Genomic DNA, 12,887 nt, shown 5'->3' on the forward strand with positions numbered 1-12,887 from the left:
AACAATCATGGCACTCGAAATTTTATTGGGTATTGTGTTGTTTACCCTGATCGTAATAGCACTGGTTTACATCATTCTTTTCGCACGTTCTAAGTTAGTACCTGACGGCGACGTCACACTGCGTATCAATGGCGAGAAAGAGATCAAGGTCCCTGTTGGTGGTAAGCTACTAGGTACTCTGTCTGAGAATGGTTTGTTCGTGGCTTCAGCCTGTGGTGGCGGTGGTACCTGCGCACAATGTCGTGTACAGATTCATGATGGTGGCGGGTCTTTGCTACCAGTTGAAGAAGCTCACATCAATCGTAAGCAGGAAGCTGCTGGTGACCGTCTGGCTTGTCAGGTAACTGTTAAGCAAGATATGGAGATCGAAGTTCCGGAAGAAGTCTTCGGTATCAAGAAGTGGAACTGTAAAGTTCGTTCTAACCACAACGTGGCAACCTTCATCAAAGAATTGGTGATTGAGCTACCGGAAGGTGAGAATGTTGACTTCCGTGCAGGTGGTTATATCCAGATTGAATGTCCACCTCACGTAGCTAACTACAAAGACTTTGATATCGAAGAAGAGTATCGTGGTGACTGGGATCGCTTTAAAGTTTGGGACAATGTCTCAGAGGTTAAAGAAGATACGGTTCGTGCATACTCAATGGCTAACTATCCGGAAGAGAAAGGTATTATCATGCTGAACGTCCGTATTGCTTCGCCACCTCCGGGTAGTACAGATATTCCTCCGGGCATTATGTCTTCGTACATCTTTAACCTGAAGCCAGGTGATGATGTGACTATCTCTGGTCCGTTCGGTGAATTCTTTGCTAAAGAGACCGATGCTGAAATGGTGTTTGTTGGTGGTGGTGCCGGTATGGCGCCAATGCGTTCACACATCTTCGATCAGCTTGGTCGTCTTGCCAGTAAGCGTAAGATCAGCTTCTGGTATGGTGCGCGTAGTCTGCGTGAAGCGTTTTATGTGGATGAATTTGATAAGCTTGCGGAAGAGCATGAAAACTTCACATGGCATCTTGGTTTATCAGATCCACAGCCTGAAGATAACTGGACAGGCTACACTGGTTTTATTCACGATATTCTGTACAAGAACTATCTGAATACGCATGAAGCACCAGAGGACTGTGAGTTCTATATGTGTGGTCCTCCAATGATGAACTCTGCGGTTATCGATATGCTTGATGACCTGGGAGTTGAAGAAGACAACATCATGTTGGATGACTTCGGTGGTTAAGTAGAAGTTTTGCTTAAATGCTGTAAAGATAAGGCATTGATCGTGACTGATCAGTGCCTTTTTTGATTTTAAAGGTATGAAAACTTAGTGAATTCTGCTAATAATTCAAATTGAGTCTTTCCAAGCGCAAGTACTTTCCTTTATGCTTGTTTAAACATCGATGATAAATACGTTTTCGGAGAATCCGTACTTTTTGAAAAATTCTAATAATGATAATGCAGAATTGCATTCGGTCAGTATTGACTTGGAGCCCGCAGATAGTCCGCGTTTGATGAATTTATGTGGTCAGCTCGACCAACACTTGCGGCAGCTTGAAACGGGATTAAGCGTAGAAATCAATAACAGAGGTCCACAATTTACGATCACAGGTTTACCTGCGAATGTAAATCGTGCTGTTGATCTTGTTCAACACCTCTATCAGCTCACGGCTAGTGAAGAACTGAGTCCTGAGGTTCTACACCTTCACCTGCATGAATCGACCAGTAGCGATGACAGTGAGCCAAAAGGCTTAGCATCGATTCGTACCAAAAAAGGGGTGATACGTGGGCGTGGGCCTAATCAGAATCGCTATATTCGTGGCGTGCAAACGCATGACCTGACCTTTGGTGTAGGTCCTGCCGGAACGGGTAAAACCTACTTGGCGGTAGCTTGTGCGGTCGAGGCATTGGAACGCGACGAGGTCAGGCGCATTATCTTGGTTAGACCTGCCGTTGAAGCGGGCGAGAAACTGGGGTTTTTACCGGGCGACTTGTCGCAAAAAGTAGATCCCTATCTACGACCTATGTACGACGCGTTATTTGAAATGATGGGCTTCGAAAAAGTGAATAAGCTGATTGAGAAGCAGGTTATTGAAGTAGCACCGTTAGCTTATATGCGTGGACGCACCCTGAACGACTCATTCATTATTATGGATGAGGCGCAGAACACAACCGTTGAGCAAATGAAGATGTTCCTGACACGTCTTGGCTTTGGTTCAACTGCAGTTGTCACAGGTGATGTAACACAGATTGATTTACCAAAGCATCAGACATCTGGCCTCAAACACGTCATCAATATTTTACAGGGTATTGAAGAGGTTGAATTTTGCTTTTTCCAACCTAAAGATGTGGTTCGTCACTCGTTAGTACAGCGAATTGTTGAAGCCTATAACGATCATGATGAGAGCTGATGTTTCACCTTGAGATACAAAATGAGTGTGCTGCAGCATTGCCAGACCCTGCATGGTTGGTTGACTGTGCACAGCTTGCCTATCAAGGTGAACTTCAAGGCTCAGCCGTGTTACGAATAGTAGGGCCTGATGAAGCGCGAACACTCAATCATGAATTCCGTGATAAAGATTATGCAACCAATATTTTGTCCTTTCCCAGCGACTTCAGTGACTTACCGGAAGGTGTACTGGATGATGAAGAGGCGGGTTATTTGGGTGATTTAGTGGTGTGTGCTGACATCATTGCTGATGAGGCGAAGCAGCAAAGCAAATCTGTAGCGCACCACTGGGCGCACTTAGTTGTACATGGCATCCTGCACTTGCAGGGATATGATCATATTGAAGAAGATGAGGCTGCCCTAATGGAGAGCCTTGAAATTAAGTTACTTGGAAAAATAGGAGTTCCAGACCCTTATAATGAAACCGAAGCCAGTTAAAATAAAACCCCCGTCTTGGTTGAAGCGGTGGGCGCTTGGCAAGTTTGATTTGTCAGCAAGCAGTGGTGATGAGCTAGTAGATCGTTTACGTGCAGCTCAGCGGAAAAATGTGATTGCACCGAACTCATTAAGTATGATGGAAGGTGTGCTGCAGGTTGATCAGCTGAAAGTTCGGGATATTATGATCCCGAGATCACATATTCAGTTTGTATTTCATGATGACAAGTATCATGACATATTGAACCGGGTTCTGGAGTCAGGGCACTCACGTTATCCAGTGTTAGATGATAATTTGGATGATGTCGAAGGTGTGCTTTTGGCGAAAGATTTATTGAAGTATGTAGGACGTGAAGATGAGTTCGATATGGATGATATCTTGCGACCTGCAATCGTTGTACCGGAAGGGCAGAAGCTTGAGAGTTTATTGGCTCACTTCCGAAGAAGCCGCAACCATATGGCGGTAGTCGTTGATGAGTATTCTGGCACGGCCGGACTTGTGACGATAGAAGACGTATTAGAACAAATCGTTGGTGAGATAGATGATGAACATGATCACATCGATGACAAATTAGATATTCGTAAACATGGTGACGGGCGTTTTACTGTGTTAGCGGGAACTGAGATTAGTGTATTTAATCAGTATTTTAAAACATCATTACCAGACTCAGCATTCGACACAGTAGGTGGCGTCGTTACCAATGAGTTTGGCAAGATACCAAAGCAGCATGATGAGTTGATGATTGAGGAAATCAAATTTCGGGTATTACGCTCGGATAGTCGTCGTATTCAGTTGTTAGAGGTGCAAACTGCTGAGGCAGCTTAAGGATTCAATCATATGCAGTATGCTTTTAGGAAGCTTAACTACCTATACTCTCTACTAGCGGGAGCATCACTAGTTTTATCGCTTGCCCCCGTAGGTTTGTTTCCAATTGCATACATCTCACCGGCGATTCTTTTTTTTCTATTATTACGTAGCAATCGACGTTCCCAAAGCGTGAAGCTCGGCTGGGCATTTGGAGTTGGTCTATTTGGTGCTGGTGCTTCATGGGTGTTCCAGAGTATGTACAGTTTTGCGCAAGCGCCTTTGGCGCTTGCTGCTTTTCTGACGTTCCTGTTTGTACTGGGTCTTGCGTTACAAATTGCATTTTTTGGATTCATCGTATCGTTCTTTAATAAGTGTCTTGTTATTTCACGGTTATTAGTTATTTATCCAGCTGCGTGGGTGTTTGTCGAGTGGTGTCGAGGGTGGTTATTTACCGGTTTTCCTTGGTTGTATTTGGGCCACTCCCAGATCGACACTTGGTTTGCGCATTATGCACCCGTTGGTGGTAGCTTATTAGTCAGCTGGGTTACTGCAATCATCGCAGGCGCTTTAGTGACGACAATTGCAGGCCAAAATTCCGAACGCTATCACCAAGTTAATCTACCGGCTGCAAACTATGTGCGTGTTTCTGAGCCTCTGTCACACTGGAGTCGAGGCATAGCTGCTGCGGTTGTCCTTGCTTTGGTGGCAGGAGCATGGCTACTTTCGCTTAAGCACTGGGTTGTTCCAACCGGTGATAACCTTAAGGTTAGTTTGATTCAGGCAAATATTGCTCAGGATCAAAAGTGGTTACCGGAGCAGCGTGTGCCATCGGTTGAACGATATATGTCAATGACTCGCAAACACTGGGACAGTGATCTTATTGTCTGGCCTGAGACGGCAATTCCGGGACGCTTTGCCGAGTTTAATGACTTTGTGTTAGCGCCTATGTATCAAGAGTCAATTGAGACCAATACCAATCTTGTTGTGGGTGGTTTTCATGAGACAGAGTCGGGGCAATTTAAAAACAGCGCGATCGTGTTGGGCGATGATGTTGATGAAGTCGACATATACTCAAAGCGCCACTTAGTGCCCTTAGGTGAGTATATCCCTTTGCTCAAATATCTCCGCTGGCTGGATAAGTGGATGAATATTCCCTATGACAATCTATCGAGTGGTGGAGAAGACGGTTTACTAACGATTGGCAAGCATCGTGCCCAGATGAGTATTTGTTATGAAGATGCGTTTGGTGAAGAGATTATTGATGATCTGCCGGAAGCTGACTATCTGATCAATATCACCAACGACGGTTGGTTCAGCGGATCGCTACAACCCTATCAGCATATGCAAATTGCTCGTTTCCGTGCGTTGGAAGCGGGGCGTTATTTGCTACGCGCCACCAACACAGGCGTTTCTGGAATCGTGGATCATCGTGGTAAGGTTATCAATACCATACCTGCTTATGAGCAGGGCGTCGTTAGTGGTGAAATGATGGTCTTATCCGGAAGTACACCGTATGTGAAGTTTGGCAATTACTTAGTTGTTATCCTAAGTTCACTACTCCTTCTCATATTGTTTGCAGTGTCCAGAAAAAACCGAAATATTCTGTAGTTCTGTAGTTCTGTAGTTCTGTAGTTCTGTAGTTTAAAAATGAATTTCCAGCTGTTCTTTGGTCAGCAGAAAAATGCCATCACCACCACGTTCAAACTCTAACCATTGGAATGGCACGTCAGGAAATGCGGCTTGTAGGGCGTACTGACTGTTGCCAACTTCGACCACTAAGATACCGTTATCGTTAAGGTGTTTCGCTGCTTCCTCAAGAATGTGACGTGTCAGATTCAGGCCATCTGCACCAGAGCTGAGCCCCAATTCCGGCTCATGCTTAAATTCAGCGCTGAGCGCGTCCATGTCTTCCTGATCAACATAAGGTGGGTTACTTACGATAATATCGTAGGTACGACCGCTGAGGCTTTTAAAGCCATCTGAAGCAATGGTGTGAACCTGAGAGCCTGCATCATGTCGTTCGATATTGATTGCTGCAACTTCCAGTGCTTCCTCTGAAATATCGACAAGATCCACATTAGATCCCGGAAAAGCGTAGGCGCTTGCAATACCAATACAGCCACTACCTGTGCATAGATCCAGAATGCTATCAACGTCTTCAGGGTCAACCCACGGCGCAAATTGAGTTTCTACTAACTCTGCAATAGGTGAGCGGGGGACTAAAACACGTTCATCCACAAAAAATGGCAATCCGGCAAACCAGCCTTCCTGGGTGATATAAGCGGCAGGGATGCGTTCATCGACACGGCGTGCCAGCATGGCGTAAATATGTTGCTTCTCGGCTTCCGTCACAAGCCCATCCCAATAGACAGAAGGTGTGTCGACAGGTAAGTGCAGGCCTCTCAGTACCAAATAAACCGCTTCATCAATCGCAGATGACATGCCGTGACCAAAGTCAAGTTCAGCCTCGCTAAATCGACTGGCAGACCAGCGAATCATATCTTTTACGGTGTTAAGTTGCTGAAATTCGCTGAAGGCTTGCATGCGCTGTTTTCCTGTTACTGAATCGCGTATCATCGCCTAATTTATGGCTTCTGAAAAGCCAGTCATTCAAATAAGGTTAAAAATGAACGCTTCACTACTCGATTACATAAAGTCTGGCTCTTTGTATGCACTACCACACCACGCTATCTCACGGGTTGTGTATAAGTTAACGCGGATTGAGTCTCCGGTAGTCGTGCCTGTTATCAAGGGGTTTGCGAGAGTATTTAAGGTCGATTTAAGTGAGGCGAAACAGCCAGAGCCAGAAAGTTATAAGAGCTTTAATGCCTTTTTCACTCGTGAGATTAAACCAGAGCTTCGACCGATCGCAGACACAGCTATCGTAAGTCCGGTGGATGGTACCGTGAGCCAGTCAGGTGCAATTAATGCCGGTAGAATTTTTCAGGCTAAGGGGCAGGATTATACCGTTCAGGAGTTGTTGGCTTGTGATGATGCAATGGCTGAGTCGTTTGCTAATGGCCAGTTTTTGACAATCTACTTGTCACCACGAGATTATCATCGTATGCACATGCCTTTTAAGGGGCATTTAACGGAACAAGTGCATGTACCCGGACGCTTATTTAGTGTTGCACCGCATACCGTAAAAACCGTATCCCGAATCTTTGCCCGTAACGAACGTGTAGTGGCCCACTTCGATACAGACTACGGTCGAATGGCGATGGTCTTAGTGGGTGCTATCAATGTAGCGGCTATAGAAACAGTATGGGACGGACTTGTGACTCCGCCTAAAGGTAAAACCATCTCACGTAAGGCTTATGCTGTGGGTGATGTGACTCTGGACAAAGGCCAGGAGTTAGGGCGATTTAACATGGGATCAACGATCGTCATGCTAATGGAATCTAAAAGCCCTGAATTGTCAAAGTCATTGATTGAAGGCCTGCCCGTTAAAATGGGGCAAGCCTTCTCAGACTGATCTTCTGCAGGTCACTCAGGGAGCTAATGATCCCGGAATTCTTGCCGGCTCACTCACTGATTCTTTGATGGACTGCATTTTGGGTAGGTTGGCAATAAACACTTTGAAGAGGTCGGGATCAAAATGCTTGCCGACCATCTTCTCCATCATTTTTAGAGCGGATTGTTCACTACTGGCGTCTTTGTAGACACGTTTATGTATCAATGCATCATAAACATCCACAATTGTGGTGATGCGTGCAGACTCTGGTATTTCTTTGCCTTTCAAGCCTCTTGGGTAACCGCTACCATCCCATCGCTCATGATGGCAGAGGGCGATTTCTGACGCCATTTTAAGCAGAGGAATATTTGTGCCTCGCAGCATATCAGCACCAATTTCAGCATGACGTTTCATTACCTCGAACTCTTCCTCAGTTAGCTTGCCCGGTTTGAGTAATACACTGTCAGGTATGCCGATTTTACCGATGTCATGCATGGGGGCTGCGATACGAATGTCAGCTGCAATAGCGTCATCCCACTTTAGGGCCCGCGCCATAACCTCTGCATAGAGACCAATACGCCTCACATGGGCAGCAGTTTCGTGATCACGATGACCTGCGGCAGTGAGCAGCTTCATCGCAATCTCTTCTTCCCTGGAACGTATTTCTTGAGTTTTATTGTCAATCTCTAACTGGAGTTCTTCTTGGTTGAGTGACTTCTCACGGAAACTCTGCAGGCGTACCACTTCGTTGTAATATTCTTCACCCAGATCTTGTATCACTAGCAGAGAATGAGTGTCCTGACAGATCGCTGTTGCCTCAAGTGGTAACTCTTCTCCGTGTTGGGTAAATTCAATCCAGGGGCCGGAGCGGTGTGGAGTGTTAACCTTTGACTCCCAAACATCTTCAGCTTCATACATAAAGCATTCGAGAAACGGGAATAACATACCAAGTTTAACGGTTTGGCCTGCTTCAAAGTTGCGGTCACAAAATGTGTTCAACCAGCTTGGCTTTTTAGTTAATAGTTTGAAATTATCACGATCTTCTCTCAAAAAAACCGCAATGCTCATTGATTGAAATATGCTGGACAGTATCTGGCTCATAGTTTATCAACCATTGTAGAGGAGTGCTGCTCGCCCTCGCGATAATCAAGAATTTTACGAGTCAGTTTATGGAATAAAAGTTCTACGTTTTCATCATTTTTTGCGCTGGTCAGGATAATCTCAGCACCAAGGTCCTCAAGAGTAGCTAACTGTTTTGGCTCTACTTGCCACTTCGGGTCATCTTGAAGGTCGGCCTTGTTAAGTGCCACCACAAATGGAATATCACCGGTATACTCCAGTGCTTCTTTATACATATTAATGGCCGTTTCAACGGAGAAGGGGCGTGTGCCGTCAGCAACTACGATAAAACCGGCTGCACCACGTAGATAAGATGTTCTCAGGCGTGTCAAGTCATCTTGACCGGCCAGATCCCAGATCATCAGTGTTGCATCTTGCTCATCGACAGTGAGTTGTTTCTTGTCAATTTTGACGCCAACTGACGTGTGGTATTTATCGCTGAATATGCTGTCGACATAGCGCATAACTAAGCTGGTTTTACCAACTGCAAATGCCCCCAGCAAACAGATTTTTTTTTGTAACACTGTGTCGTCCTAAGAAATGTTTCGGTTTATCAATAGCTCGTTGTCAATTTGACCGGATCATTAGTTGGTTGAGATTTACCACCTTAACACCTTCAAACAGTGGTGCTCTTAATCGAAACTCTTTTATCCAGTCGGAGCTAGCTTGTCCACTTGCAAAGAGCGTGTTGTCAACCAGTCTCAGCTTAACTGTATTCGGTACCAGAAGTGATTTGTGGACACGCTTTAGTATAATTTCAGGTTCTAATGACAGATAAGGTTTGAAATTTAATTCTAACGGTAAGCTGCTCATGATGTCACTATTTACAACACTATCCGGACTTTTAGCCAGCGGGTCATACAAACCTGAAATACGGTACTGACCGTCGGATTCCGTTGCGTTTGTAATGATAATCCCCGGCTCGGATGATAACTTTGACTGTACATCTTGCCAGTTTTTAATTGTTTGATGTGAATTATACAGTGAGTAAACTAAGCCTAATATTAATGGCGGTAACAATAGCCAAATTATTTTATTTGGTTTTTTTACCGCTTTACCAGACTCATTGCTTTTTGTATTTTCGCTGGCACCTTCCTTTTTCTTTACTCTCAGGCAGTTTGCCAGGATAGGCTGAAGCTGTTCAAAGCGCTCCGGATCACCATCATAATGCTTAAGTTGTTGTGGTACTTGCTGATGAATACTTTCCAGTGTCTCGCTCAATAAATTCTGCATGCCTTGTGGCACAGTACCCCTCACGACGGCGGCGAGAGTAGCCGAAGGGCCTTGCTCAATGAGTACGGTCAAATCACCTAGTTTTAAGGTGCTCAGGCCGCTGTTTTCATCTACCTCAAAAGAGTCCCTTGTAAAGTCCTGAATGGCGGTCAGCATTCCGGAGACCATGTCCGGGTCTTTGCTGATCGCAGTATCAGACAGAATGTGCTGAAGTAGTAAGCCTGTTTCACTGTGAATTAAAAAGATCTGCTCAACCTGAAATACCACATTGTTCATTAAGGCAACTTCAGCGTAGCTCCGCCCGGTGCGCCACGCATCAAAACGCCATTGCCATGATTTTGGTGACACGCTTTGCTCGAGTAGCTCGTTAAAGTTACTCATCATTTGATTCATGGTAGCGTTAATGGACTTACGAATCGCAGGCCCCATAATAGGGTAGAGGGCATCGGCGATAGGCTTTGGATCTTTAGATACAGAGTCTAGCAAAGCTTCAGTAATGATAGGGTTAAGCGTTTTTTGTAAACTGGAGTCATGCTTAGCGCGTAGTTTTAACGCTTCACTGACCACGGGTGAAATGTGTTTTGCCAGAAGTTCGGGGTTTTCCAGAGTGATTTTGTGCTTTAGAAGCTTTTCATAATCAGGCCCCATCAACAAGCGGCGTAATGTGGCCAGCTCACTGTCCGTAAGCTTGGCTTTGCCGTGCTCGTTCGCGCTTTCACTCATCTGGTCAATCGCCGCCGCCATAAATTAACTCTTGTGCTCATCCAACAATTGCTCGGCAACACCGCGTAACATTCTTGCTAAATCACCACGATCGGCTTTGTCAGACTTCAACTCTTTAGCAGCTGTATCAAGTTTCGCTAAAATATCGTCATGTAGCTGATTCGTTTGTTGCTCCAAACGAGACGACTCACTCTGAATTTTTAACTGCAATGCGTCTTGGGCATTTAGATGTTTACTATTTGAATCATCAAGTGACGTTTTAAGTTGCTCAAGTCGTTGATTAGCTTCTCCAGTGTCTGCCCGGCGCTGATCCGACTCATCATTGAGCAGTCGGTACAGCGTTTGGATATCCGCTGAAATTTGCTCAAACTGTGAATGCGTCTCTTGCTTCAATGTATTCAGGCCTTGATGAAAGTCCTGATGCAAGTCTTGACGTTTTTGCTCGATCTCCTTGGCTTCTTTGCCAAATAAAATATCCCGGATAGTTGCTAAGCTTCCTGTATCGTCAGAAACTTTCATGGATTCTTCGAGAATTTCCTGAGCAGTATTTTTATTATGCTTTTGCGCATGAGTATTGTTGGAATCAGTCATGTTATCTTCCACTTAGGGGTATAATTAGCCGCTGTCGCTACGTTTTACCCTAACTTTTATTGTTATAGTTTGGGATGTTGAGCACTTCATTGGCACTAAGTTAATTAGTACTGGAGGTGAGCCGAAGGTTCATCTTTTTCATGATACACCTCAGTTATTAATAGCTCATGAATAAGTGATGAGTTGTGTAAAATTAGGACTAACGGCGTCGCTTTTTCTTAAATCCTTTCTTACGCTCTTCATCTTTAAGGCGCTTAGCTTCTCTGGCAGCAATAACTTCTTGTTGCTCCACCTCCACACGGGCTGGGTCTTCAAGGGTAATCTCACCCAAGACACCGCTGCGCAATTCTGAGATTAAAATGTTACTGGCTTTTTCCAGTAGCACTCCACCACCAGAGCGTAGGCAGCCTCGCAGCTTTCCCAACGACTCGATAAGCTCTAGTGGAGACTCAGGCACTTCGTCGAGTTGATAGCGCGCGGTGAGTAGGTGAGGATAGACCTCTAGCAAATATTCAGCGGTAGCAAAAGCCACATCGGTATTATCAGTCGCTGTTTCCTTAATGGCGCCAGTTGCAGCAAGACGATAACCACTGTTTTCATGCTCGATTTTGGGCCACATCATTCCCGGTGTATCGATGAGCGTAATACCATGCTCAAGCTTGATGCGTTGTTGGTTTTTAGTCACCGCAGGCTCATTGCCTGTTTTAGCAATCGTCCTGCCAGCCAGTGAATTAATGAGTGTGGATTTACCTACATTAGGGATGCCAATAATCATCGCATGAATATTGCGATAATCATCCTCTCCACCTTTGTTAGGGATTAGTTTGTGGCACAAGTCAGTGATTTGGCGAAGGTTGCCAGTGCTTTTAACATTCGTGGCAAGCGTACGGACATTGCTGTTTTGTTCCATGTGCGTTTGCCAGATCTCAGTCAATGCCGGATCTGCCAAGTCGCTTTTGTTCAGAAGCTTGATGCACGGTTTATCACCCATTAGCTGAGCGATCATTGGGTTTTGGCTGCTAAATGGAATACGGGCATCCAACACCTCAATTAACACATCTACGGTGGGCAGTGTTTCACGAACCGCTTTAGCGGCTTTGTGCATATGTCCGGGGAACCATTGAATTTGCATCTTATTCGCTATCGCTCAAGCTAATTTGTTCGTGGGTAATCAGAATTTTACGTTGCTTGTACAAGCTACTTAGAGCACGTTTGTAATTCGCCTTACTCACTTCATAACTGCGATAGATCGCTTCCGGAGGACTTTTGTCAGTGAGCTGTGAAACACCACCATTGTTTTTCAATTGTTGAAGAATTTTATCTTCAAGCATTTCAACCACTGTTTTCTTACTCGCTTCCAGTCGTAGGTCAATTTTGCCATCGTCTCGAATGTGTTTCACAAAACCGGTGAGTTCAGTTCCTGGCGGAAGATCCCGGAATACTTCGTTACGAAAAATCAGACCGAGATAATCATGATTGATGACTGCCTTATAACCCAGGTCTGTCTGTCCTGAGATCAGTAGTTCGACTTGTTGTCCTACTTCTAAATCATCATCCGCTTCTTCATCTAAATAATCATAGAGTCTTGATGAGGCAATAATACGGTTGGTGGCATCGTCGACCGATACAACCACTACATAGGATTTACCTACTTCCATCGGGCGGTCTTGTTCATTAAATGGAACCAACAAATCTTTAGGTAAGCCCCAATCCAGAAAGGCTCCGACAGGAGTAACCGAAACGACTTTTAAGTAGGCGCACTCATCAACCATTACTTTTGGGGTTTCGGTGGTGGCAATAAGGCGGTCTTCTGAGTCCAGATAAATAAACAAATCCAGCCAGTCCTGAACAATGGTGCCTTCAGGAACGTATCGTTTGGGCAGCAAAATTTCTCCAGCCTCACCACCGTCCATGTATAAACCAAAGGTGACTTGTTTGGTAACTTGCAATCTATTGATGCGCCCGATTTCCAGCATCGTTTCTTCCTGTTTGATAATGTAAAGCAGAGTCCTCTGCAATTGTGCATTCTATCGTTGATTCAGGCGAGTCTCCATTAAATTAAATGCTTAAGGTGCAGCAGGGTGATT

The 12,887-nt window shown here is 45.0% G+C and carries 13 protein-coding genes; 6 read left to right on the forward strand and 7 right to left on the reverse strand.

Translation table 11 applies throughout. The features are described 5' to 3' along the window. Positions 1–7 precede the first annotated feature (7 nt). From nqrF to lnt, 5 genes are all read left to right on the forward strand, one after another. Positions 8–1,231 (forward strand): NADH:ubiquinone reductase (Na(+)-transporting) subunit F, encoded by a 1,224-nt coding sequence (gene nqrF, locus DKW60_RS10730; RefSeq protein ID WP_109837654.1) that lies wholly within the window; start codon positions 8–10, stop codon positions 1,229–1,231. A gap of 271 nt (positions 1,232–1,502) precedes the next feature. After that, positions 1,503–2,399 carry a PhoH family protein gene (locus tag DKW60_RS10735; RefSeq protein WP_219988718.1) on the forward strand — a complete coding sequence of 299 codons (897 nt, stop codon included), beginning with the start codon at positions 1,503–1,505 and terminating at the stop codon, positions 2,397–2,399. Further along, positions 2,399–2,875: an rRNA maturation RNase YbeY gene (gene ybeY, locus DKW60_RS10740; protein ID WP_109837656.1), complete on the forward strand. Its 477-nt coding sequence runs from the start codon at positions 2,399–2,401 to the stop codon at positions 2,873–2,875. Before DKW60_RS10735 ends, ybeY begins: the two co-directional genes overlap by 1 nt. Beyond that, positions 2,856–3,698, forward strand: a complete 843-nt coding sequence (locus DKW60_RS10745; protein WP_109837657.1) for a CorC family transporter — start codon at positions 2,856–2,858, stop codon at positions 3,696–3,698. Before ybeY ends, DKW60_RS10745 begins: the two co-directional genes overlap by 20 nt. Before the next feature lie 12 nt (positions 3,699–3,710). Continuing rightward, positions 3,711–5,288: an apolipoprotein N-acyltransferase gene (gene lnt / locus DKW60_RS10750; protein WP_109837658.1), complete on the forward strand. Its 1,578-nt coding sequence runs from the start codon at positions 3,711–3,713 to the stop codon at positions 5,286–5,288. Between the two features lie 33 nt (positions 5,289–5,321). Here lnt and prmB read toward each other — a convergent pair whose 3' ends face one another. Beyond that, the gene (gene prmB / locus DKW60_RS10755; RefSeq protein WP_109837659.1) at positions 5,322–6,224 is read right to left on the reverse strand and encodes a 50S ribosomal protein L3 N(5)-glutamine methyltransferase; all 903 of its coding nucleotides are present in this window, start codon (positions 6,222–6,224) and stop codon (positions 5,322–5,324) included. 82 nt (positions 6,225–6,306) lie between these two features. On the opposite strand from prmB, the gene asd reads away from it, so the two are divergent. Continuing rightward, positions 6,307–7,155, forward strand: coding sequence for an archaetidylserine decarboxylase (gene asd / locus DKW60_RS10760; protein WP_245929679.1), 849 nt, complete (start codon positions 6,307–6,309; stop codon positions 7,153–7,155). 15 nt (positions 7,156–7,170) lie between these two features. Here asd and DKW60_RS10765 read toward each other — a convergent pair whose 3' ends face one another. The 6 genes from DKW60_RS10765 to DKW60_RS10790 form a co-directional block, all read right to left on the reverse strand. Continuing rightward, complete coding sequence (locus tag DKW60_RS10765; protein ID WP_245929680.1) at positions 7,171–8,202, reverse strand: HD-GYP domain-containing protein; 1,032 nt, start codon at positions 8,200–8,202, stop codon at positions 7,171–7,173. Between the two features lie 29 nt (positions 8,203–8,231). Further along, positions 8,232–8,777, reverse strand: a complete 546-nt coding sequence (locus DKW60_RS10770; protein ID WP_109837662.1) for a Rab family GTPase — start codon at positions 8,775–8,777, stop codon at positions 8,232–8,234. A 43-nt stretch (positions 8,778–8,820) separates the two neighbouring features. Beyond that, positions 8,821–10,230 (reverse strand): hypothetical protein, encoded by a 1,410-nt coding sequence (locus DKW60_RS10775; protein WP_109837663.1) that lies wholly within the window; start codon positions 10,228–10,230, stop codon positions 8,821–8,823. A 3-nt stretch (positions 10,231–10,233) separates the two neighbouring features. Next, positions 10,234–10,800 (reverse strand): hypothetical protein, encoded by a 567-nt coding sequence (locus tag DKW60_RS10780; protein ID WP_109837664.1) that lies wholly within the window; start codon positions 10,798–10,800, stop codon positions 10,234–10,236. Between the two features lie 199 nt (positions 10,801–10,999). Then, positions 11,000–11,932, reverse strand: a complete 933-nt coding sequence (gene ylqF / locus DKW60_RS10785) for a ribosome biogenesis GTPase YlqF (protein WP_109837665.1) — start codon at positions 11,930–11,932, stop codon at positions 11,000–11,002. 1 nt (position 11,933) lies between these two features. Next, on the reverse strand, positions 11,934–12,776 hold the full coding sequence (locus DKW60_RS10790) for a CvfB family protein (RefSeq protein ID WP_109837666.1): 843 nt from the start codon (positions 12,774–12,776) through the stop codon (positions 11,934–11,936). Positions 12,777–12,887: the final 111 nt, after the last annotated feature.

It is taken from the genome of Leucothrix pacifica, assembly GCF_003172875.1.
Taxonomy (GTDB): domain Bacteria; phylum Pseudomonadota; class Gammaproteobacteria; order Thiotrichales; family Thiotrichaceae; genus Leucothrix; species Leucothrix pacifica.

Excerpts from the sequence above, each read along its gene's own strand:
- prmB (WP_109837659.1), bottom strand. The coding sequence starts at position 6,224 with ATGCAAGCCTTCAGCGAATTTCAGCAACTTAACACCGTAAAAGATATG.
- DKW60_RS10745 (WP_109837657.1), top strand. The coding sequence starts at position 2,856 with ATGAAACCGAAGCCAGTTAAAATAAAACCCCCGTCTTGGTTGAAGCGG.
- nqrF (WP_109837654.1), top strand. The coding sequence starts at position 8 with ATGGCACTCGAAATTTTATTGGGTATTGTGTTGTTTACCCTGATCGTA.
- lnt (WP_109837658.1), top strand. The coding sequence starts at position 3,711 with ATGCAGTATGCTTTTAGGAAGCTTAACTACCTATACTCTCTACTAGCG.
- DKW60_RS10735 (WP_219988718.1), top strand. The coding sequence starts at position 1,503 with ATGAATTTATGTGGTCAGCTCGACCAACACTTGCGGCAGCTTGAAACG.
- asd (WP_245929679.1), top strand. The coding sequence starts at position 6,307 with ATGAACGCTTCACTACTCGATTACATAAAGTCTGGCTCTTTGTATGCA.
- ylqF (WP_109837665.1), bottom strand. The coding sequence starts at position 11,932 with ATGCAAATTCAATGGTTCCCCGGACATATGCACAAAGCCGCTAAAGCG.
- DKW60_RS10775 (WP_109837663.1), bottom strand. The coding sequence starts at position 10,230 with ATGGCGGCGGCGATTGACCAGATGAGTGAAAGCGCGAACGAGCACGGC.
- DKW60_RS10780 (WP_109837664.1), bottom strand. The coding sequence starts at position 10,800 with ATGACTGATTCCAACAATACTCATGCGCAAAAGCATAATAAAAATACT.
- DKW60_RS10765 (WP_245929680.1), bottom strand. The coding sequence starts at position 8,202 with ATGAGCATTGCGGTTTTTTTGAGAGAAGATCGTGATAATTTCAAACTA.
- DKW60_RS10790 (WP_109837666.1), bottom strand. The coding sequence starts at position 12,776 with ATGCTGGAAATCGGGCGCATCAATAGATTGCAAGTTACCAAACAAGTC.
- ybeY (WP_109837656.1), top strand. The coding sequence starts at position 2,399 with ATGTTTCACCTTGAGATACAAAATGAGTGTGCTGCAGCATTGCCAGAC.